This window comes from Streptomyces sp. NPDC051183 (assembly GCF_040682455.1).
In the GTDB taxonomy this organism is placed as follows: Bacteria; Actinomycetota; Actinomycetes; order Streptomycetales; family Streptomycetaceae; genus Streptomyces.
In genome coordinates this window covers 131,171-152,049 of sequence record NZ_JBFBBA010000015.1, presented here as the reverse complement: position 1 = coordinate 152,049, position 20,879 = coordinate 131,171, and the positions used below count along the sequence as shown (strand labels likewise).

The 20,879-nt window shown below is 73.8% G+C and carries 16 protein-coding genes; 12 read left to right on the top strand and 4 right to left on the bottom strand.

Features of this window, described 5'->3' with window-relative positions; translation table 11 throughout:
• The first annotated feature begins 291 nt into the window (after positions 1-291).
• From AB0M99_RS15980 to AB0M99_RS15960, 5 genes are all read left to right on the top strand, one after another.
• Positions 292-1,041 carry an aminoacyl-tRNA hydrolase gene (locus AB0M99_RS15980; RefSeq protein ID WP_365920646.1) on the top strand — a complete coding sequence of 250 codons (750 nt, stop codon included), beginning with the start codon at positions 292-294 and terminating at the stop codon, positions 1,039-1,041.
• Positions 1,042-1,182: 141 nt separating this feature from the next.
• Complete coding sequence (locus AB0M99_RS15975; RefSeq protein WP_365920644.1) at positions 1,183-2,508, top strand: DUF692 domain-containing protein; 1,326 nt, start codon at positions 1,183-1,185, stop codon at positions 2,506-2,508.
• Positions 2,505-3,569, top strand: a complete 1,065-nt coding sequence (locus tag AB0M99_RS15970; protein ID WP_365920642.1) for a TIGR04222 domain-containing membrane protein — start codon at positions 2,505-2,507, stop codon at positions 3,567-3,569. The genes AB0M99_RS15975 and AB0M99_RS15970 overlap by 4 nt, the downstream gene beginning before the upstream one ends.
• 84 nt (positions 3,570-3,653) lie before the next feature.
• A complete protein-coding gene (locus tag AB0M99_RS15965; RefSeq protein ID WP_365920640.1) occupies positions 3,654-4,439 on the top strand; it encodes a TIGR04222 domain-containing membrane protein in 786 nt (261 codons plus the stop codon).
• Between the two features lie 81 nt (positions 4,440-4,520).
• Positions 4,521-6,170 carry an alpha/beta hydrolase gene (locus AB0M99_RS15960; RefSeq protein WP_365920638.1) on the top strand — a complete coding sequence of 550 codons (1,650 nt, stop codon included), beginning with the start codon at positions 4,521-4,523 and terminating at the stop codon, positions 6,168-6,170.
• A gap of 99 nt (positions 6,171-6,269) precedes the next feature.
• Here AB0M99_RS15960 and hemQ read toward each other — a convergent pair whose 3' ends face one another.
• Both hemQ and hemG read right to left on the bottom strand, forming a co-directional pair.
• Positions 6,270-6,983: a hydrogen peroxide-dependent heme synthase gene (gene hemQ, locus AB0M99_RS15955; protein WP_254384570.1), complete on the bottom strand. Its 714-nt coding sequence runs from the start codon at positions 6,981-6,983 to the stop codon at positions 6,270-6,272.
• Positions 6,984-7,006: 23 nt separating this feature from the next.
• Positions 7,007-8,479 carry a protoporphyrinogen oxidase gene (hemG, locus tag AB0M99_RS15950; protein ID WP_365920636.1) on the bottom strand — a complete coding sequence of 491 codons (1,473 nt, stop codon included), beginning with the start codon at positions 8,477-8,479 and terminating at the stop codon, positions 7,007-7,009.
• Positions 8,480-8,619: 140 nt separating this feature from the next.
• Here hemG and AB0M99_RS15945 point away from each other — a divergent pair, with 140 nt between their 5' ends.
• Positions 8,620-9,678: a DUF4349 domain-containing protein gene (locus AB0M99_RS15945; protein WP_365920634.1), complete on the top strand. Its 1,059-nt coding sequence runs from the start codon at positions 8,620-8,622 to the stop codon at positions 9,676-9,678.
• A 63-nt stretch (positions 9,679-9,741) separates the two neighbouring features.
• A complete protein-coding gene (locus tag AB0M99_RS15940) occupies positions 9,742-11,121 on the top strand; it encodes an FAD-dependent oxidoreductase (RefSeq protein WP_365920632.1) in 1,380 nt (459 codons plus the stop codon).
• A gap of 91 nt (positions 11,122-11,212) precedes the next feature.
• On the opposite strand, the gene hemE is transcribed toward AB0M99_RS15940, so the two are convergent.
• Complete coding sequence (gene hemE / locus AB0M99_RS15935; RefSeq protein WP_365920630.1) at positions 11,213-12,277, bottom strand: uroporphyrinogen decarboxylase; 1,065 nt, start codon at positions 12,275-12,277, stop codon at positions 11,213-11,215.
• Positions 12,278-12,368: 91 nt separating this feature from the next.
• Between hemE and AB0M99_RS15930 the strand changes: the two genes are divergently transcribed.
• The 5 genes from AB0M99_RS15930 to AB0M99_RS15910 all read left to right on the top strand — a co-directional run bounded on the left by AB0M99_RS15930 (position 12,369) and on the right by AB0M99_RS15910 (position 19,034).
• The gene (locus AB0M99_RS15930; RefSeq protein ID WP_365920628.1) at positions 12,369-13,025 is read left to right on the top strand and encodes a DUF3000 domain-containing protein; all 657 of its coding nucleotides are present in this window, start codon (positions 12,369-12,371) and stop codon (positions 13,023-13,025) included.
• A 308-nt stretch (positions 13,026-13,333) separates the two neighbouring features.
• On the top strand, positions 13,334-13,996 hold the full coding sequence (locus AB0M99_RS15925) for a response regulator transcription factor (RefSeq protein ID WP_069922445.1): 663 nt from the start codon (positions 13,334-13,336) through the stop codon (positions 13,994-13,996).
• 157 nt (positions 13,997-14,153) lie between these two features.
• Complete coding sequence (locus AB0M99_RS15920) at positions 14,154-15,437, top strand: ribonuclease D (RefSeq protein ID WP_365920626.1); 1,284 nt, start codon at positions 14,154-14,156, stop codon at positions 15,435-15,437.
• A gap of 244 nt (positions 15,438-15,681) precedes the next feature.
• Entirely contained in the window at positions 15,682-16,908 is a 1,227-nt protein-coding gene (locus AB0M99_RS15915; RefSeq protein ID WP_365920624.1) for an acetyl-CoA C-acyltransferase, read from the top strand.
• The gene (locus AB0M99_RS15910) at positions 16,905-19,034 is read left to right on the top strand and encodes a 3-hydroxyacyl-CoA dehydrogenase NAD-binding domain-containing protein (protein WP_365920621.1); all 2,130 of its coding nucleotides are present in this window, start codon (positions 16,905-16,907) and stop codon (positions 19,032-19,034) included. The genes AB0M99_RS15915 and AB0M99_RS15910 overlap by 4 nt, the downstream gene beginning before the upstream one ends.
• Positions 19,035-19,133: 99 nt before the next feature.
• On the opposite strand, the gene AB0M99_RS15905 is transcribed toward AB0M99_RS15910, so the two are convergent.
• Complete coding sequence (locus tag AB0M99_RS15905; RefSeq protein ID WP_365920619.1) at positions 19,134-20,870, bottom strand: FG-GAP-like repeat-containing protein; 1,737 nt, start codon at positions 20,868-20,870, stop codon at positions 19,134-19,136.
• Positions 20,871-20,879 lie beyond the last annotated feature (9 nt).

The following is a 20,879-nucleotide window of genomic DNA, read 5'->3' as shown; positions in this document are numbered from 1 at the left end:
CGACGGCCAGGATCTGGTTGTGCTGGCCCTACCTACACAGACCGCAGCGCCCCCTCACTCCATCGAGTGTGACGCCCGCCACGGTGGTAGGGTCTTCGCCACGCTCGAATGCGACACCGGGACCCGCACCGTACGAGACACCGGCCCGGGCTCCAGCGGGCCCCTATACGACACGACTTGCGGGGGACACGGCGAGTGCGTCGATAAGATCACTCTTCATGGGGACGATCCTCACCTGGCCGGGACCCCTGCGGCATCCTCCTGAAGGCGGAGGCTGGCATCCTTGGGCGGATGAGCAGCCAGCACACCAACGACACCACAGCCGTACCGGCGGTCGGGGCCGACAGCCCCTTCCGCCAGGAACACGCCCTGCGCGACGAGGCGCCCCAGTTCGTCCTCCCCCTGGTCGTACGCATCGAGAAGGCCGAGCCGCCGGCCCGCACCGATGCGCTGGAGACAGCGGCGCGCGCGGTGCTGGTGCTGCTGAGCGACGAGCGGGCGGCCGGCGAGGGCGAGTGGGCCGAGGCCGTACGGGACTGGCAGGACGCGCGGATCCGCAAGGTGGTCCGGCGGGCCCGCGGGGCGGAGTGGCGCAAGGCCGGCACGCTGCCCGGCATCACGGTGCACGGTGACACCTCGGAGGTACGGGTCTTCCCGCCGGTGCCCCTGGACGGCTGGCCCAAGGAGCTCGCCAAGCTCCAGGTGTCGGGCACCGACCTGGACGACCCGCAGGCGCCCGCCCCGCCGGCGGACGGGACCGTGGTGCTGTGGCTCAACCCGGACCTGGAGATGTCGGCCGGCAAGGCGATGGCCCAGGCCGGGCACGCCGCGCAGCTCGCCTGGTGGGAGCTGACCGGCGCGGAGCGGGCCGCCTGGCGGGAGTCCGGCTTCCGGCTGGCCGTACGGACCGCCGCGCGCGAGCGGTGGGCGGAGCTGAGCGGGAGCGGGCTGCCGCTGGTGCGGGACGCGGGGTTCACGGAGATCGCGCCGGGCAGCGCCACGGTGGTCGCCGACCACCCGGCACTGCGGGCGCGGCTGTAGGGCCCGTCGCCGAAGTCCCCGGGAACCTCAAATGTTGCTCTGAACGTCCCCTCCGACGGTTGGCCCGACTCCGTCCGGGCCATGACATCGGCACACGACCGATCAGTACCGTCGAGGATCGACGAGGGGGGGCGAGGGGACATGAAGCCCATGGCACACCTGGGGGTGGGCATCGGCTGGCGGCCGGAGATCGCGGAAGCGGTCGAACGGCTGCCGGACCTGGACTGGGTCGAGGTGGTGGCCGAGAACATCTGCCCGGGACACCTGCCGGCCTCGCTGCTGCGGCTGCGCGAGCGCGGGGTCCGCATGGTGCCGCACGGCGTCTCGCTGGGGATCGGCGGCGCCGACCGGCCGGACGCGGAGAAGCTGGCCGCGCTGGGCGAGCGGGCGGTGGCGCTGGGGGCGCCGCTGGTGACCGAGCACATCGCCTTCGTACGGACCTCCTCGCCCGAGCTGGAGGCCGGCCACCTGCTGCCCGTGCCGCGGACCCGGGACGCGCTGGACGTGCTCTGCGAGAACGTGCGGATCGCCCAGGACGCGCTGCCCGTGCCGCTGGCGCTGGAGAACATCGCCGCCCTGGTCTCCTGGCCCGGGGAGGAGCTGACGGAGGGGCAGTTCCTGTCCGAGCTGGTCGAGCGGACGGGGGTGCGGCTGCTCATCGACGTGGCCAACCTGCACACCAACCGGGTCAACCGGGGCGAGGACCCGTCGGCCGTGCTGGACTCGATCCCCCTGGAGGCGCTCGCGTACGTCCACGTGGCGGGCGGGGTGCAGCGGGGCGGCGTCTGGCACGACACCCACGCGCACCCGGTCCCGCCGGTGGTGCTGGACGTCCTGGCGGAGCTGCGCCGGCGGGTGGACCCGCCGGGAGTGCTGCTGGAGCGGGACGACGACTTCCCGCCGGAGGCGGAGCTCGCGGACGAACTGCTGCGCATCCGGGGCGTGGTCGGCGCCGACGCCCCCGCGAGGGAGCCGCGGGCCGGGCGCGGCCCGGGCGCCTCCGGGGCCACCGCAGCAGGGTCCGGCGCGGCGGAGTCCGGCGCGGCCGTCGACACCGGCCCCGCGCGGATCCGCGTACGGCTGGAGCAGGGCGCGCTGCTGTCGGCCCTCGTGGCCGGGACGCCCGTGCCGGAGGGCTTCGACCGGCAGCGCGTACGGGTGCAGTCGCGCGCGCTCGCGGCCAAGCGGGCCGGGATCGTGGCCAGACTGGCGCCCGAGCTGCGCGAGATCCTGGGCGGCGAGGAGGCGTACGTCGAGGCCTTCCTCGGGTACGCCCGGCACCGGCCCATGACGGCCGGGTACCGCCGCGACGCGCTGAACTTCGCCGAGCACCTGCTGATCCGGGACCTGCCCGCCGATCCTGCCGCCCGCCGACGGCTCACCGCCTGGTGGCAGGACCGGGCCGGGGCGCGGCCGCCGCGCCGCGTCGTGCGCTGGGCCCGGGCGCTGGCGGGGAGAGCGGCATGACCCTCCTCGCCCTCGCCGTCTGGATCGGCGTCATCGTCTCCACCGTCCTCCTCTTCCGCGGCCTGCGGAGCTCGCGGCCGGCCGGCCACGGGCCCGCGCCGCGGCTGCACGACCTCTCCGAGGCCGCGTTCATCGCGGGCGGCCCGGGCAACGTCGTGGACACCGCGCTCGTCTCGATGCTCGTGGACACCCGGATGGTGGGCGGCGGCGGCCCCGGGATCGTCCAGGTGCGCCCCGGGGCGCGGGCCTCCGACCCGGCCGAGCGCGCGGTGCTCCAGGCGTACCGTGACGCGCCCTCGGGGTGGCTCTACCAGGTGCGGTACGCCGCCATGCTCGACCCGGCCGTCCAGGAGGTCGGGGACGCGCTGGCCGCCCGCGGGCTGATCTCCCCGCCCGGTTCCGGGCGCAGGTGGCGCCGCTGGGGCGTGGCCCAGGCGGTGGTGTGCGGGGTGCTGGTGCCGCTGTCGCTGCCGCTCACCTTCCTCGCCATCGCCCTGGGCTCCGGGCCCGGGGTCCCGTTCGCCGTGATGGTGTTCCCCGTTCTGCTGGGCGGAACGGTGATGGGCGCCGCGGGCGCCGCGCGGGCCGGGCAGCGGGTCACCCCGGCGGGGCAGGCCGCGCTGCGCGAGATCCGCGCCCACCACCTGGGCGACCGGACCCCGCACGTACAGATCGCGCTGTTCGGGCTGCGCGGACTGCACGACCCGTACCTGCGGCAGCAGCTCGTGCCCGCGGCCCGCGGCACCCGGCTGGCGGCGGCCCAGTCCCGCTCCCGGCCGACGCGGCACCACACCACCGGCTCCGACACGTCCTGGCCGGCGGCGGGCGCGGAGGCGATCCCGGTCGTCTGGTGCGCGGGCAGCGACTCCGGTTCGGGCGGCGGATCCCCGGGCGGCGGCTGCGGCTCCGGTTCGAGCTGCGGGTCCTCGGGCAGCAGTTGCGGGTCCTCGGGCAGCAGTGGCGGCTCCTCTTCGAGCAGTTGCGCGAGCAGCGGTTCGAGCTGTTCCAGCAGCTCCAGTTGCGGTGGTTCGTCCAGTTCCAGCTGTAGCAGCAGTTCCTGACAGCCCATCACGGGCCGATCACGAGGTGCTCACACATCGGCAGCACCCGGTACCCGGATCATCGACGTCCTATAAAAAACGATCATGTTCTGGGTCCTGTTCCTCCTCTTGGCCTGGGCTGGGGTGCTGATCGCGTGCACCCGCCTCCTGAGAGCGGCCACCGAAGCCGCGGAGCCCGTCTCCGTCGGCGCCATCACGCACCACCACGACGAGCTGAACCTGTACGAGGCCGCCTATCTCGCGGGCGGCCCGCGGCGGGTGGCCGAGTTGACGCTGCTCTCCATGCAGCGCCAGCGCCGGCTGCTCCTCGCCCACACGGGCTGGGCCACCGTGCTCGACCCGGTCGGGCGCGATCCGCACGAGCGGTCCGCGCTCGTCGCGTTCGGGCCCGACGGGCAGTCCCCGGTGGCGTCCATCCGTACGGCCGTGGCCGAGGACGCGGCCGTACGGGCCCTCGCGGAGCGGCTCGGCGCGGCGGGTCTCGCGCCGGCCGGCGGGGCCGGGCGGGGGACGTACGACGCGATCCGGTCGGTCCGCCGGGCCGCCCTGCTGGTCCTCGCCATGGCGGCGGCCGCGTTCTGCGTGCCGGCGGACGGGACCTCGGCCGCGATGCTGCTGAGCTGGTTCGCGCTGCCGCTGCTCCTGGCCCTGGGCTGCCTGGCCATCGCACGCTTCGAGGGGCACCGGGACTCGCCCTGGGCCTCCCCCGACGGGCAGCGGCTGCTCGACTCGCTGGACCGCGAACGCGGCCGTGAGGGCTCGCTGACCGCAGTGGCCGTGCGCGGGCTCGGCGCGGTCGCGGACCCCGGGCTGCGGGCGGCCCTGGAGTACGGCGGGCGGGGGTCCGTCCCGCGGCAACGGGGGGATTGAGGGCGACACCCGACGGTGATCCTTTACAGGGGCGCGACCCGAGCCTTTCATCGGACCAGCCGATGAGATGGGAGGGCCGTCATGCGGACGAAGCTCGTACGCCGGGCAGCCGCCGCGGCGGCCCTCTGCCTCACCCTGTGCTCCCCCGCCCCGGCCCGCGCGGCCGGGTCCCCGGTTCCCGATCCGGGGTCCGCCGAGAGCGCGGCGGCCGCCGCGGGTGCCGAGCGCGCCGCCCGGGCGGCGGCCGCCGCGGGCCTCCACTTCGGCCCCTGCCCCGACGCCGAGGGGCTCGGCACCCCCGTCGCCTGCGCCGAACTGCGCGTCCCGCTCGACTACGCCCGGCCCGACGGCCCGCAGCTCTCGCTCACGGTCAGCCGCGTCGCGGCGACGGGCGGCGGCGACCACAGGACCGCCCGCCAGGGCTCCCTCGTCCACAACCCCGGCGGCCCCGGCGCCTCCGGCATGTTCTTCCCGCTCGTGGCCGACCTCCCCGAGTGGAAGCGCGTCGCCGCCGCCTACGACCTCATCGGCTACGCCCCGCGCGGAGTCGGCCGCTCGGCCCCGCTGTCCTGCCAGGACCCCGCCGAGTACGCCGCGGCCCCCGCCCAGGTCCAGGCCGACCCCTCCCCGGAGTACAAGCGGGAGCGCGTCGCCGCCGCGCAGGCCTACGCCCGGGGCTGCGCGCGGCGGGCCGGCGCGGACCTCGCGCACTACACGACCCTGAACAACGTCCGCGACCTGCACGTGCTGCGCGCCGCGCTCGGCGAGCCGAAGCTGAACTTCACGGGCGCCTCGTACGGCACCTACCTCGGCGCGGTCTACGCCACGCTCTACCCGGGGCACGTGCGCCGGATGGTCTTCGACTCGGCGGTCAACCCCGATCCGGACCGCATCTGGTACCGCAACAACCTGGAGCAGGCGCCCGGCTTCGAGCGCCGCTGGGCGGACTTCCGCGCCTGGGCGGCCCGGCACCACGACACGTACGGCCTCGGCGCCACCCCGCAGGCCGTGCAGGCGAGTTACGAACGCGTCCGGACCGCGGTGGCCCGTACTCCGGCGGGCGGGGTCGTGGGCACCGGCCAGCTGCACTCCGCGTACCTGCGGGCCGCGTACTACGACGAGGTCTGGCCCGGCCGGGCCGCGGCCCTGGCCGCCTTCCTGCGCGGCGATCCGGGCCCGCTCGTCCGGCTGGCCGGGCCCGACCCGGACTCGGCGGCCGAGGGCGAGAACGCGACGGCGGTGTACACGGCGGTGCTGTGCAACGACGCCGACTGGCCGGCGGACTGGGAGACCTGGGACCGCGACAACACCGAGCTGGCGCGCACGGCCCCGTTCGAGACCTGGGCCAACGCCTTCCTCAACCTGCCGTGCGCGTACTGGCCGGTCCACGCCCGGCAGCGGCCGGTGGCGGTGGGAGCGCAGCCGGCCGCGCTCCCCCGGACGCTCGTCGTCGCGGCGGAGCGGGACGGGGCTACCCCGTACCCGGGGGCGCTGGAGCTGCAACGGAGACTCGGCGGCGGGGCCGCGCTGGTGACGGAGGAGGGGGCCGGCACCCACGGAGTGTTCGGCGGACGCAATGACTGCGTGGACCGTCACGTGGAGCGGTATCTGCTCACAGGTGACACCTCGGGGTGGCGTGTCAGGTGTGCGCCGCATCCGGAGCCCGCACCGGTGTCGTTGGACGACCGGGCAGCGAGCGCCCGCAGGGCGCTGCTGCCGCCAGTCGTCTGAACTTCCGGGCGGGATCTCCGGCTGCGTCGTTTCGGGGGCAGGGCCTCCCGATCCACCGGAGGACGGTCAGTCCTCCGGCTCTTCCCCCCAGGGGAGGTATCAGGCGAGTCCGGCCACCAGATCGGCGACGGACTTGCGGCGTCCGGTGTAGAAGGGCACCTCTTCACGGACGTGCATACGGGCCTCGGAGGCGCGCAGGTGACGCATGAGGTCGACGATGCGGTAGAGCTCGTCGGCCTCGAAGGCCAGCAGCCACTCGTAGTCGCCCAGCGAGAAGGAGGCGACGGTGTTGGCGCGCACGTCCGGGTAGCCGCGGGCCATCAGGCCGTGGTCCTTGAGCATGCGGCGACGGTCCTCGTCGGGCAGCAGGTACCAGTCGTAGCTGCGCACGAAGGGGTACACGCTGACGTAGTCGCGGGGCGTCTCGTCGGCCAGGAAGGCCGGGATGTGCGACTTGTTGAACTCGGCGGGGCGGTGCAGGGCCATGTTCGACCACACCGGCTCCAGCGCGCGGCCCAGCTTGGTGCGGCGGAACAGGTTGTACGCGGTCTGCAGCTCGTCCGAGGTCTCGGCGTGCCACCAGATCATGATGTCCGCGTCGGCGCGCAGGCCGGAGACGTCATAGGTGCCGCGGACGGTGATGTCCTTGGCGGCCAGCTGGTCGAACAGCTCCTGGACCTCGTCGGCGAAGCCGGCGCGGTTCTCGGGCAGGACGTCCTTCAGCTTGAAGACGGACCACAGGGTGTAGCGGATGACCTCGTTGAGGTCCTTCGCCTTCTTCCCCGCGTTGGGAATCTTCTCTGGTGCAGTCATGTGCCTATTGTCCCGTGTGCCGATCAGTGGTCTGTGCCAGGGGTGCCCAACGTGGCCATCACCACGTCCGCGGCCCTGCCGGCGCTCGCGATGCACGCCGGGATGCCCACCCCGTCGTAGAGCGCTCCGCACACCGCGAGGCCGGGGACCGCGGCCACGGCGGCCCGGATCGTGGCCACGCGGTCGAGGTGGCCGACCGGGTACTGGGGCAGGCCGCCGTCCCAGCGCGTGACGGTGGACGCGACCGGCCGGGCCGCGAGGCCCACGGCCTCGCCGAGGTCGCCGAGCGAGACCTCGACCAGCTCCGCGTCCTCGCGCCCGAGGTCGCCCTCGTCGCCGTGGCGGCCCACCGAGGTGCGCAGCAGGAAGAGCTCGGGATCGGCCCCGGCCCAGGACCACTTGTTGCTGGAGAAGGTCGACGCCTTGATGGTCCGGCCGTCCACGGGCGGTACGAGGAAGCCGCTCGCCCCGCCGCCGGTGACGGAGTCCGGCAGCTCGGAGCGCCGGAAGGCCATGGTGACCAGCGCCATGGACGCGTACTCGACCCCGCGCAGCTCGGCGGCCGCCGCGGGCGCGAGCGCGGCCAGCAGCCGCGCGGCGGGCCCCGCCGGGGTCGCCAGGACCACGGCGTCGGCCTCGACGGCCTCCGCGTCGGTGACGACCCGCCAGCCCCCGGCGGTACGGGTCAGCTCGCGCACGGGGGTGTCGGTGGCGATCCGGGCCCCGGCCGCCCGGCAGGCCTCGGCCACGGCGATCGGGAGCCGGCCGATGCCGCCCTCGATGCCCGCGAAGACGGGGCCGGCCTGCTGGGGCTGGAGCGCCGCCCGGCGCTGGAGTTCCCGTACGCCTTCGCCCAGCGAGGTGTGCGTGCGGGCGGCCTCGAAGAGCTGGGGCACGGCGGCCCGCATCGAGATGCGGTAGGCGTTGCCGGCGTAGACCCCGCCGAGCAGGGGTTCCACCAGCCGGTCGACGACCTCGTGGCCCAGCCGGGCGGCGACGTACTCGCCGACGGCGACGTCCTCGCCGATCTCGGCGGGCGGCAGGGCGCGTTCGGCCCCGATCCGGGCCAGCCCCTCGGCGGAGAGCACCCCGGAGGCGGCGAGCGGCCCCAGGTCACCGGGGACGCCCATGACGTGGCCGCGCGGCATGGGCCGCAGCGCACCGCGGGTCCACAGGTGGGCGGTGGCGGTGGCGGGCTGCTGGAGCGCCTCGCCGAGGCCCACGGAGCGGGCGAGTTCGAGGGCTTCGGGGCGGCGGGCGAGCACGGATTCGGCACCGAGGTCGACGGCGGCACCCGCGAGCTCGCCCGCGAACAGCTTGCCGCCGAGCCGCGGGCCGGCCTCCAGGAGCGTGACGCGGGCGCCGTCGGCGAGCAGCCGGTGCGCCGCGGCGAGGCCCGCGATGCCGCCGCCGATGACGACGACGTGGCCGGTCCCGCCGCCGGGGGTGTGGCCGGGCCCCGTCGGCCGGTCCGTACGCGTGTCCGCTTCGTGCATGGACACATCGTCTCAGACCGATCACCGAGGCCGGACCGTGACCGGTTCGGGACCGCCTCGGAACCGCCGGGGCGAAACCCGCGGCGGGACCCTGTACGTCAGAACGGCGACATCAGCCGCATTCTCGGGGGGTATCAGCGATGCACACCCAGTACAGACGTCGTTCCGCGGCGGCCCTGGCCGCCCTCTCGCTGGCCGGGGCGCTCGCGCTCACCGGCTGCTCCGCCTCCGACCAGGCCGCCGGCCGGGCCGACGCCAAGGCGGCGGACGTGGCGGCGCCCGGGCTGAAGGAGGAGGCTGCGAAGGGCGCCCCGGGCGCGGCCGCGGCGCCGGCCGCGCCGGACGGCAAGAACCAGCAGCAGGCGCCCGCCGCCCGTACGCAGATCATCCGTACGGCGACGCTGAGCGTCGAGGCGGCGGACGCGCAGAAGGCCACGGCCGCGGCCCGGACGGCGGCCGAGAACGCGGGCGGGTACGTCGGCAACGAGACCACCAATCGCGATCCCGACGGCCGGATGACGTCGACCGTGACCCTGCGCGTGCCCGGCGACCGCTTCGACGCGGTGCTCGGCGCCATGGAGGGCAGCGGGAAGCTGCTCGACCGGAAGGTCGAGGCACAGGACGTGACCCAGAAGGTCGCGGACGTCGACAGCCGGGTCAAGTCGCAGCAGGCGAGCGTGGCCCGGGTGCGCGAAATGATGGAGAAGGCGACGGGGCTGGGCGAGGTCGTCACCCTGGAGAGCGAGCTCAGCAAGCGCCAGTCCGACCTGGAGTCGCTGCTGGCCCAGCAGACGGCGCTGAAGGACCAGACCTCACTGGGCACGATCACGCTGACCTTCTCCGAACCGGCCAAGCCGGTGCAGAAGCCCGCGAAGAAGAAGGAGAAGGAGCCGACCTTCCTGGGCGCCCTGGAGGGCGGCTGGAACGTCTTCACCAAGATCGTGCGGTACCTGACGGTGGCGTTCGGCGCGCTGCTGCCGTTCGCGCTGGCGGCCGGGATCGTGCTGCTGGGCCTGCGGCTGCTGCGCAAGTGGCGCCCGGCGCGGCCGAAGACGGGCCTGTTCCCGAAGCGGGTCCCGGCGGCGCGCACGGGCCGGCCGGCGGCCGCGCAGACCGCGCAGCCGGCGCCGGGCCCGGAACTCCCGCGACACCCCGGGGACCCGGCGGACCCGGCCAACCCGGCGGACGCCCGGCACTGAACACGCATTCGCACGTAGCGTGGTCGGCGGCCGCGGTGTCGACGACGGAGGACGGTACGGGCGATGGCGACGGAACGACTGGTGGTGGTCGGCGGTGACGCGGCGGGGATGTCCGCCGCGTCACAGGCCCGGCGGCTCAGGGGCCCGGCGGAGCTGGAGATCGTCGCCTTCGAGCGGGGGCACTTCACCTCGTACTCCGCGTGCGGGATCCCGTACTGGATCGGCGGCCTGGTCGCGGAGCGGGACGAGCTGATCGCCCGCACCCCCGAGGAGCACCGGGCGCGGGACATCGACCTGCGCACCCGTACCGAGGTGCTGGAGCTGGACCTCGCCGGGGCCCGGGTCCGCGCCCGCGATCTGGACACCGGATCCGAATCCTGGACGGGCTACGACAAGCTCGTCCTGGCGACGGGCGCCCGCCCGGTCCGTCCGCGGCTGCCGGGCATCGGCGCGCACGGGGTCCACGGCATCCAGACCCTGGACGACGGCCAGCGCCTGATGGACACGCTCGGACGCACGCGGGGCCGCCGGGCGGTCGTCGTCGGCGCCGGCTACATCGGCGTGGAGATGGCGGAGGCCCTGGTCGGCCGGGGCTACGAGGTCACCGTGCTGCACCGCGGGGAGCAGCCGATGGCCACGCTCGACCCGGACATGGGCGCCCTGGTGCACCGCGCGATGAACGCCATGGGGATCCGTACGGTCTCCCGCGCCGAGGTGGTGAAGATCCTCACCGACGAGGAGGGCCGGACCCGCGCGGTGGCCACCGCGTCGGGCGAGGAGTACCCGGCGGACGTGGTCGTCCTCGGCATCGGCGTGGAACCGCGCACCGCCCTGGCCCGCGCGGCGGGCCTCCCGCTCGGCTCCTCGGGCGGCATCCTCACGGACCTGTCGATGCGGGTCCGTGGCCACGGGAATGTCTGGGCGGGCGGCGACTGCGTGGAGGTACTGGACCTCCTCTCCGGCCGCACCCGGCACATCCCGCTGGGTACGCACGCCAACAAGCACGGCCAGGTCATCGGCACGGGCGTGGGCGGCGGTTACGCGACCTTCCCCGGGGTGGTCGGCACGGCGGTCAGCAAGGTCTGCGACCTGGAGATCGCCCGTACGGGTCTGCGCGAGCGCGACGCGCTGGAGGCGGGGCTGCGGTTCGTGACGGCCACCGTCACCTCCACCAACACGGCGGGCTACTACCCGGGCGCGGCGGAGATGACGGTGAAGATGCTCGCGGAACGGCGCACGGGCCGGCTCCTCGGCGTCCAGATCGTCGGCGGCGCGGGCTCCGCGAAACGGGTGGACGTCGCGGCGGTCGCCCTCACGGCGGGCATGACGGTCGAGCAGGTGGTCTCCCTCGACCTGGGCTACGCCCCGCCGTTCTCCCCGGTCTGGGACCCGGTCCTGGTCGCGGCCCGCAAGGCGGTCACGGCGGTCCGCGCCGCGGCGTAGGCCGCACAGGGAAGACGACGCCGGGCCCGTGCCGTGTCGTGCACGGCACGGGCCCGGCGGCTCGGTCCTGTCAGCCTCGGTCCGGTACGGCTCAGCGGGCCGTGCGGGTGTGGACGTAGTCCACCAGGCGGGTCAGCGCGTCGGGGTTCGTCGTCGGGAGGACACCGTGGCCCAGGTTGAAGACGTGGCCCTCCAGGCCGGCCGCGGCCGCGAGGACCTCGTCCGTCTTGGCCTCGACCGCCTCGGGGGTGGAGAAGAGGACCGCCGGGTCCAGGTTGCCCTGGAGCGCCTTGCCGGGGCCGACGCGGCGGACGGCCTCGTCGAGCGGGACCCGGTAGTCGACACCCATGACGTCCGCGCCGGCCTCGCCCATGAGGCCGAGCAGCTCGCCCGTACCCACGCCGAAGTGGATGCGCGGGACGCCGTACGAGGCGACGGACTCCAGGACCTTCGCCGACGCCGGCATCACCGAGCGGCGGTAGTCGGCCGGGGCCAGCGCGCCGACCCAGGAGTCGAAGAGCTGCACCGCGGAGGCGCCGGCCTCGATCTGGACCTTCAGGAAGGCGGAGGTGATCTCCGCGAGGCGGTCCAGCAGGTCGGCCCACAGCTCGGGGTCCCCGTACATGAGGGCCTTGGTGTGCTCGTGGTTCTTGGAGGGGCCGCCCTCGACGAGGTAGCTCGCGAGGGTGAAAGGTGCACCCGCGAATCCGATCAACGGCGTGGAGCCCAGTTCACCCGTGAGCATGCCGATCGCCTCGGTGACGTACGAGACGTCCTCCGGGGTGAGGTCGCGCAGCTGTGCGAGGTCCTCGCGGCGGCGGATCGGCTGGGCGACGACCGGGCCGATGCCCGGCTTGATGTCCAGGTCGACGCCGATGGCCTTCAGCGGGACCACGATGTCGGAGAAGAAGATCGCCGCGTCCACGTTGTGGCGGCGCACCGGCTGCAGCGTGATCTCGGTGACCAGGTCGGGCCGCATGCACGATTCGAGCATCTGCGTGCCTTCGCGGACCTTGCGGTATTCCGGGAGCGAGCGCCCCGCCTGACGCATGAACCACACAGGAGTGTGCGGCACCGGCTCGCGCCGGCACGCCTTGAGGAAGGCGGAATCGTACGTCTGGCTCGGCGTGCCCGTGGGGCGGGTGTTGGCGCTCACGACTCAAATCTTCGCACGTATGAAGAAGTGCCCGGCCCGGCGCGGGTGTCCCTGCGCCGTACGGGCGTCCGGTGCGCCTAGTCTTCCCCGCATGGCTGCGGCTCAGGGACGATTTTCAGATGGCGCTGACGGTATGGACAGCGCGAAGGAGAGCTCCGTCCCGCTCCCGTTCCGGCGGGCGGTCGACGGCTTGAAGAAGGCACGGCTACGGCCGGGGATCGAGATCGACCCCACGAAACCGCCACAGAGGCTGGCGCCCCACGCCTACGCGCTGGAGGCGGCGGTCGTGGACGGTGAGGAGGACCTGGCCGACGGCCGGCTGATCCTGCTCCACGACCCGGTCGGGCACGACGCCTGGCAGGGGACCTTCCGGCTGGTGACGCTCGTACGGGCGGAGCTGGAGCCGGAGATGGCCGTGGACCCGCTCCTCCCCGAGGTGTGCTGGTCCTGGCTGACGGGGGCGCTGGACGCGCGCGGGCTGACGTACGGGGAGGCGAGCGGGACCGTGACCATGGCGAGCTCGCACTACTTCGGCGGGCTCTCCGAACGGCGGCCGGCGACCCAGATCGAGATCAGGGCCTCGTGGACGCCGCGCGAGGGGGTGGGCGGGGTGCCCGACACCTCGGCGCACCTGGCGGCCTGGTGCGAGCTGCTGTGCCAGATCGCCGGGCTGCCTCCGGTGGGGCCGACGGAGACGGTCACGGGAGTGGTCTCCCTGCCGCAGCGGCGGGGTCCGCACCACCCTTAGGTGTGAAGCCGGCGGGGCCGCCGCGCGGCGGCCCGGCGGGAGCCCCGGAGCGGCCCGGATGGCGGGGATCGACCGATAGAGCCCGTAACGGAGTGCCGGAACCCTCTGGAACCCGGCGTCAGTTGCGGGCTTCTGATCACCCGATGATCGATCGTGCGTCCGAATTGCCCGAATTGTTACTCACCAAATCGTGATCATTCCCTAAAGCCGGGCGGGTGACGTGCCGAAGGAGTCAGTGACCATCCGCACGGTTCGCACCGGCTTCCTTCCCCGAGCCGGCCGTCCCGCCACTCCCCCAGGAGGCCTAGGTGTCCGTTCTTCTCGAGCAGCCCGCAAGCCTGGTCGCCTACCGCCCGAACAAGCCGACGGCCATGGTCGTCGTGGCCGACCCGCGCGTCCGTTCCACCGTGACCCGCCATCTGTGGGCCCTCGGAGTACGTGACGTGATCGAGGCGTCGTCCATCGCGGAGGCCCGCCCCCGCGTCGGCAGCCCGCGCGACATCTGCGTGGCCGACGTACACCTGCCCGACGGTTCCGGTCTCACCCTGCTCTCCGAGACCCGGGCCGCCGGCTGGCCGAACGGCCTGGCCCTGTCCGCCGCCGACGACATCGGCGCCGTGCGCAACGCCCTCGCGGGCGGAGTGAAGGGCTACGTCGTCACCGGTACGCGGACGAACATCGGGCTCCCCTCCCGGCCCGGCGCCGCCCCCATCGGCGCTGCCGCCGCCCGCATGCACCGCCGCCCCCCGGGTGCCCCGAGCCACCCGGGCGGCTACCGAGAGCTCTCCGGCCGCGAGGTCGAGGTCCTGCGCCTCGTCGCGGAGGGCCAGTCCAACAAGGCCATCGGCGTCTCGATGGGCCTGTCCGCCCTGACCGTCAAGTCCCACCTCGCCCGGATCGCCCGCAAGCTGGGCACCGGCGACCGGGCCGGGATGGTCGCCGTCGCACTCCGGACCGGGATCATCCACTAGGCCCCGTACGGACCGACGGGTCCTCGGCCCCCGCTCCGCCCGGAAACATCCGGGCGAACTCCCGGGGAACCCGGGGAAACGTCCGCACCTCCCCATCGCGCCCGTCGCCGGAACGCTCCGGCGACGGGCGCGCCGTATCCACGGATACCCTTGAGCGGTGACCGACGCCCAAGAGACCGCAGCAGACCTGCGCACCACCACCGGGGGCGGCCCCCCGGACGACGTCGATATTCCGTCCGATGGGCTGCCGATCCCCTTGCTGGAGCCCCGCGAGGGGATCCCTCCGGTCGTCGCCGACGCGGACGCGCTCGCCCGGGTGGTCGCGGCCTTCGCCGCGGGCACCGGACCCGTCGCCGTCGACGCCGAGCGCGCCTCCGGATACCGCTACGGCCAGCGCGCCTACCTCGTGCAGCTGCGCCGCGAGGGCGCGGGCTCCGCGCTGATCGACCCGGTGGGCTGCCCCGACCTGTCCGCACTGGGCGAGGCCCTGTCCGGCACCGAGTGGATCCTGCACGCCGCCACCCAGGACCTGCCCTGCCTGCGCGAAATAGGCATGGTGCCCACCTCCCTCTTCGACACCGAGCTGGCCGGCCGCCTGGCGGGATTCCCCCGGGTCGGGCTCGGCGCGATGGTCGAGAGCGTCCTCGGCTACGCGCTGGAGAAGGGGCACTCCGCCGTCGACTGGTCCACCCGGCCGCTGCCCGAGCCGTGGCTGCGCTACGCCGCGCTCGACGTGGAGCTGCTGGTGGACCTGCGGGACGCGCTGGAGAAGGAGCTGGACCGGCAGGGCAAGCTCGACTGGGCCCGGCAGGAGTTCGACGCCATCGCCGCTGCTCCGCCCGCACCGCCGCGCAAGGACCCGTGGCGCCGGACCTCCGGCATGCACAAGGTGCGCCGGCGCCGGCAGATGGCCGTCGTACGCGAGCTGTGGGAGTCCCGGGACCGGATCGCGCAGCGCCGTGACGTGTCGCCGGGCAAGGTGCTGGGCGACGCCGCGATCATCGAGGCCGCGCTCGCCGTCCCGCTGAACGTGCACGCGCTGTCCGCCCTGCCCGGCTACGGCCAGCGGATGGGCCGGCGCCAGCTGGACCAGTGGATGGCCGCCGTCGACCGGGCGAAGGCCCTGCCCGAGAACGAGCTGCCGCAGCCGGGTGCGACCCCGGCCGGTCCCCCGCCGCCGCGCTCCTGGGCCGACAAGGACCCGGCGGCCGCGGCCCGGCTTTCGGCGGCCCGGGCAGCCGTCTCCGAACTGGCGGAGGGGCTGAACCTGCCGCAGGAGAACCTGATCACCCCGGACACCGTCCGCCGGCTGTGCTGGGAACCGCCGCAGCGGCTGGAGGCCGACGCGGTGGCGCAGGCGCTCGCGGGCTACGGCGCCCGCCCGTGGCAGGTCGAACAGGTCACCGACGCGCTGGTCACCGCCCTGGCGGCCACCGCCTGAGGCCCGCGCACCGCGCGCGCAGACCCCCACGAGCCCCCGGCCCCGGCCGGGGGCTCTGCTCGTATCCGCCTCCGGCCGGGCTCCGGCGGCCGGGGGCAGAGTGTGACCTTCGCCGCTCCGGCCGGAGGGGGTGTCCACATTGGTTACCCGCAAGTAGCATGGGGCAGGTGAGCGCGCGCTCAGTGGCATTCGCCGAGCGCGCCCCCGCGCAGCAGTGCACACCCGCACCTGGAGGAGAGCCAACGTGCCTCGTACCGTCAGGGACGTCGTCTTCGTCGACGGCGTCCGCACCCCGTTCGGCAAGGCGGGCCCGAAGGGCATCTACCACGAGACCCGCGCCGACGACCTCGTCGTGAAGGCGATCCGGGAGCTGCTGCGCCGCAACCCGGACCTGGACCCCGCGAAGATCGACGAGGTCGCCATCGCCGCGACCACGCAGATCGGCGACCAGGGCCTCACGCTGGGCCGTACGGCCGGCATCCTCGCGGGCCTCCCGCAGTCCGTCCCGGGCTACTCCATCGACCGCATGTGCGCCGGCGCGCTCACCGCCGTCACCGCGGTCGCGGGCGGCGTGGCCTTCGGTGCGTACGACGTCGCCCTCGCCGGCGGTGTCGAGCACATGGGCCGCCACCCCATGGGCGAGGGCGTCGACCCGAACCCGCGGTTCGTCTCCGAGAAGCTGGTCGACGAGTCCGCCCTGTTCATGGGCATGACCGCCGAGAACCTGCACGACCGGTACCCGACGATCACCAAGCTCCGCGCCGACGAGTACGCCGTGCGCTCGCAGGAGAAGGCCGCCAAGGCGTACGCCGACGGCAAGATCCAGCAGGACCTGGTCCCGATCTCGGTGCGCAACACCAACGAGGCGGCCGGTGAGACGGGCTGGGGCCTGGTCACCACCGACGAGCCGATGCGCCCGGGCACCACGCTGGAGAACCTGGCCGGCCTGAAGACCCCGTTCCGTACGCACGGCCGGGTCACCGCGGGCAACGCCGCCGGCCTCAACGACGGTGCCACCGCCGCGATCATCGCGTCCGAGGACTTCGCCCGGGAGAACAACCTCCCGGTCAAGATGCGCCTCGTCTCGTACTCCTTCGCGGGTGTCGAGCCGGAGGTCATGGGCTACGGCCCGATCCCGGCCACCGAGAAGGCCCTCGCCCAGGCCGGCCTGTCCATCGAGGACATAGGCCTGTTCGAGGTCAACGAGGCCTTCGCGGTCCAGGTCCTCGCGTTCCTGGAGCACTACGGCATCGCCGACGACGACGCCCGGGTGAACCAGTACGGCGGCGCCATCGCCTTCGGCCACCCGCTCGCCTCCTCCGGCGTCCGCCTGATGACGCAGCTGGCCCGCCAGTTCGAGGAGCAGCCGCACGTCCGCTACGGCCTGACCACCATGTGCGTCGGCTTCGGCATGGGCGCCACGGTCATCTGGGAGAACCCGCACTTCAACACCGAGGGAGACTCCAAGTGAGCACCACCACTGAGCTCCTGAAGGGCGCGGCCGAGCTGTTCCCGGACGAGGTCGTCACGCAGGCGCACGTCCGCCACCTGGACCTGCCGTTCGGCGCCGGGCGCTTCGCGCTCGTCACGCTGGACAACGGTTTCGACCACACCAAGCCGACCACCTTCGGCCCGCAGTCCCTCGCCAACCTGAACGCGGCGATCGACCAGGTCGAGCAGGAGGCCCTCGCGGGCTCCATCGTCGGCGCGGGCATCACCGGCAAGCCGTTCATCTTCGCGGTCGGCGCCGACCTCAAGGGTGTCGAGCTGCTGAAGAAGCACGACGAGGCGCTCGCCATCGGCAAGGGCGGCCACGACGTCTTCAAGCGCCTCGCGGCGCTCGCGGTCCCGACCTTCGCGTACTACAACGGCGCGGCCATGGGCGGCGGTGTCGAGGTCGGTCTGCACTGCACCTACCGCACCGTCTCGAAGGCCATCCCGGCCTTCTCGCTCCCCGAGGTCTTCCTCGGCCTGGTTCCCGGCTGGGGCGGCTGCGCCATCCTGCCGAACCTGATCGGCGCGGAGCGCGCGGTCTCGGTGATCATCGAGAACTCGCTCAACCAGAACAAGCAGCTGCGCGGCAAGCAGGTCTTCGACCTGGGCATCGCGGACGCTCTGTTCGAGGGCGCGGACTTCCTGGAGCAGTCGCTCCTGTGGACCGCGAACGTCCTGAACGGCACGACCGAGGTCGTCCGCGCGGAGATCGACCGCGGCGAGGCCTGGGACGCGGCCGTCGCCAAGGGCCGCTTCGTCGCGGACTCCAAGGTGCACGGCGCCGCTCCGGCCGCCTACCGCGCGCTGGACATCATCGCCGCGGCCAAGGACGGCGACCTGCAGGCCGGCTTCGACGCCGAGGACACGGCCCTGGCCGACCTCATCATGGGCGGCGAACTGCGCTCGGGCATCTACGCCTTCAACCTGGTCCAGAAGCGCGCCAAGCGCCCGGCCGGTGCCCCGGACAAGTCCCTGGCCCGTCCGGTCACCAAGGTCGGCGTCGTCGGCGCGGGCCTGATGGCCTCGCAGCTGGCGCTGCTCTTCCTGCGCCGCCTGGAGGTGCCGGTGGTCCTCACCGACATCGACCAGGAGCGCGTGGACAAGGGTGTGGGCTACGTCCACGCCGAGATCCAGAAGCTGCTCGGCAAGGGCCGCATCAACCAGGACAAGGCCAACCGCCTGACCGCCCTGGTGACGGGCGTCCTGGACAAGGCCGAGGGCTTCGCGGACGCGGACTTCATCATCGAGGCCGTGTTCGAGGAGATGTCCGTCAAGCAGAAGGTGTTCGCGGAGGTCGAGGCGGTCGCCCCGGCGCACGCGATCCTCGCCACCAACACCTCCTCGCTGTCGGTGTCGGAGATGGCCTCCAAGCTCCAGCACCCGGAGCGCGTGGTCGGCTTCCACTTCTTCAACCCGGTCGCGATCCTCCCGCTGCTGGAGATCGTCCGCGGTGAGCAGACCGACGACGCCTCGCTGGCCACGGCCTTCGGTGTCGCGCGGAAGCTGAAGAAGACCGCGGTCCTCACCAAGGACGCCCCGGCGTTCGTCGTGAACCGCATCCTGACCCGCTTCATGGGCGAGATCCAGAACGTCATCGACGAGGGCACCCCGGTGGTCACGGCGGAGAAGGCCATCGAGCCGCTCGGCCTGCCGATGTCCCCGCTGGTGCTGCTGGAGCTCGTGGGACCGGCGATCGGTCTGCACGTGTCCGAGACCCTGAACCGCGCCTTCCCGGAGCGCTTCACGGTTTCCCCGAACCTGGCTGCCGTCGTCAAGGCCGGCAAGCGCGGCTTCTACGTCTACGATTCCGGCAAGCCGGAGCTGGACCCCGAGGTCGCCGCCCTCCTGGTGCAGGGCGATGTCGTCCTGACCGAGGAGCAGGTCCGCGACCGCGTCCTGGACGCGGTGGCGCAGGAGATCGGCCTGATGCTGGAGGAGGGTGTCGTGGCCGAGGCCCAGGACATCGACCTCTGCCTCATCACGGGCGCCGGCTGGCCCTTCCACCTGGGCGGCGTCACGCCGTACCTGGACCGCGAGGGTGTCTCCGAGCGTGTGAACGGCAAGAAGTTCCTGGCCCCGGGCCTGGCGAGCGTCCCGGCGTAACGGGTCGCACGGAGCGGAAGTGGAGCGGGCCGTACGGGATCCTTCCCGTACGGCCCGCTTCGCCGTTCGCGGCCCGCTGTGCCGGCCGGTGCGTCGCGGTCAGCTGATGGAGCGGACGGTGTTCCAGCCGCTCTGGCCGACCGTGGTACGGGTCCCGTCCACCGGGTCGCCCGCGCCGTTGGCCTCGCCGGCGTAGAACATCAGGGTGCCGGTGCCCTCGCCGGTGGTGGTCCACATGTCGGCGGTGCCGTTCCCGTCGGCGTCGGCGCCGCCCGCGATCAGGGGCCGGTTGGCGGTGCCGTACCCGTGGCCGTACTGCGTGCGGGCGTCGAAGCCGCCGTCGCTCCGGCCGCGGTAGAGCCACAGCCTGCCGTCACGGGTGTCCCGGGCCAGCAGGTCGGGCCGGCCGTCGTGGTCGGCGTCCCCGGGCGCGGTCAGGGTCATGACCGCCCAGCCGCCGTTGCCGATGCGGACGGCCGGTTTCACCGCGGGCCGGGCCGCCGGGTCGCCCGCGTAGAGCCACAGCTCCTCCCCGATGGTCGCGACCAGGTCCGGGTGTCCGTCGCCGGTGGCGTCGCCGACGCCCACCACCTGGGCGGTGGCCGGGAGTCCGGCGGCGATCCGCACCGGGGAGGCCAGGGTGCCGTCGCCGCGGCCCGGGTAGACGCGCAGTTCGCCGCCGATCCGCGCAACCACGTCCTCGTGGCCGTCGCCGGTCCAGTCTCCGCGGTGGGTCACCGCGGAGCCGGTCCAGCCGCCGGAGCCGATGACGGCGGGGCTGCCGGTGACGGCGCCGGTTCCGTCGCCGCGGTAGAGGCGGAGCCTGCCCGCGTCGTCGACGGCGAGCAGGTCGGGCTTGCCGTCCCCGGTCATGTCACCGGGCACCGGGGCGCCGCGCAGCACGCCGGTGACGGGGGCGTGGTCCGAGTAGCCGCTGGGGGCGCCGCCGGCCGGCTCGTTCTCCGTCACGTCCATCCGGGACGCGTCGATGGAGCAGGAGGCGAAGCGGCCGGCGCCTGCGGCGCGGGTGGTGAACAGGTGGTCCAGCCTGTGCCAGGCGTGGGCCTTCGCCGCGGTGTCCCACCCGTGGTAGGTGGTGCCTTCGATGCAGCGGTCGTAGCCGCCGGTCAGCGGCTCCATGGCCGGGGCGCCGGCGTTGCGGTTGAAGTCCCCGCCCACCACGACGCCGTTCGGGCCGTTCCGGTCCAGGAAGGCCTTGACGTGCTTGATCTGCTCGGCAGCCCGCTGGTCCTGGCCCGCGACGATGTGCGTGGTGCAGACCGTCGTGGTCCAGCCCGCCACCGAGGCGCACAGCGCCGGCAGGGTCTGCCGGTCGTCGCCTGCGGGGAGGGTGTTCTCGCTGACCGCGGAGGTGATCTCGCCCTTGACCGCCAGCAGGACGCCGAGCTGCCCCGTCAGGCCGGCGCGGCAGTCGGTGCGGCCGTCGGGGCGGGCGCCCGCGGCGTGCCGGATCGACCATCCGGCGCCCAAGCGGGCCTGGAGCAGCGCCATGTGACTGTCCGGCGCCTCGCCGCAGACCTCCTGCAGCATCACCACGTTGGCCCGCTGCTCGTCCACGAGCTGCTTGACCTGGTCCATCTTCTGCGCGGGTTCGTCCCGGTACGGGCAGTAGCCCGCGTCCCCCCGGTCGCCCCCGGCCTCCCCGCAGATGTTCCAGGAGACGACCCGGATCTCCGGCGCCGCCGGGCGCACCGTGGCGGCGCCGGCCTGGGCGGGCGCCGCCGACAGGACCGTGCCCAGGGCCGGGAGCACGGCGGCGACGGTCAGCAGGAGGCCCCTGGACCGGCGTGTGAAACGTTTCTTCGGTATCCCCATGCTTCCATG

Excerpts from the sequence above, each read along its gene's own strand:
- AB0M99_RS15965 (WP_365920640.1), top strand. The coding sequence starts at position 3,654 with ATGTTCTGGGTCCTGTTCCTCCTCTTGGCCTGGGCTGGGGTGCTGATC.
- AB0M99_RS15945 (WP_365920634.1), top strand. The coding sequence starts at position 8,620 with ATGCACACCCAGTACAGACGTCGTTCCGCGGCGGCCCTGGCCGCCCTC.
- AB0M99_RS15940 (WP_365920632.1), top strand. The coding sequence starts at position 9,742 with ATGGCGACGGAACGACTGGTGGTGGTCGGCGGTGACGCGGCGGGGATG.
- AB0M99_RS15960 (WP_365920638.1), top strand. The coding sequence starts at position 4,521 with ATGCGGACGAAGCTCGTACGCCGGGCAGCCGCCGCGGCGGCCCTCTGC.
- AB0M99_RS15930 (WP_365920628.1), top strand. The coding sequence starts at position 12,369 with ATGGCTGCGGCTCAGGGACGATTTTCAGATGGCGCTGACGGTATGGAC.
- hemG (WP_365920636.1), bottom strand. The coding sequence starts at position 8,479 with ATGCACGAAGCGGACACGCGTACGGACCGGCCGACGGGGCCCGGCCAC.
- AB0M99_RS15970 (WP_365920642.1), top strand. The coding sequence starts at position 2,505 with ATGACCCTCCTCGCCCTCGCCGTCTGGATCGGCGTCATCGTCTCCACC.
- AB0M99_RS15905 (WP_365920619.1), bottom strand. The coding sequence starts at position 20,870 with ATGGGGATACCGAAGAAACGTTTCACACGCCGGTCCAGGGGCCTCCTG.
- hemQ (WP_254384570.1), bottom strand. The coding sequence starts at position 6,983 with ATGACTGCACCAGAGAAGATTCCCAACGCGGGGAAGAAGGCGAAGGAC.
- AB0M99_RS15980 (WP_365920646.1), top strand. The coding sequence starts at position 292 with ATGAGCAGCCAGCACACCAACGACACCACAGCCGTACCGGCGGTCGGG.
- AB0M99_RS15975 (WP_365920644.1), top strand. The coding sequence starts at position 1,183 with ATGAAGCCCATGGCACACCTGGGGGTGGGCATCGGCTGGCGGCCGGAG.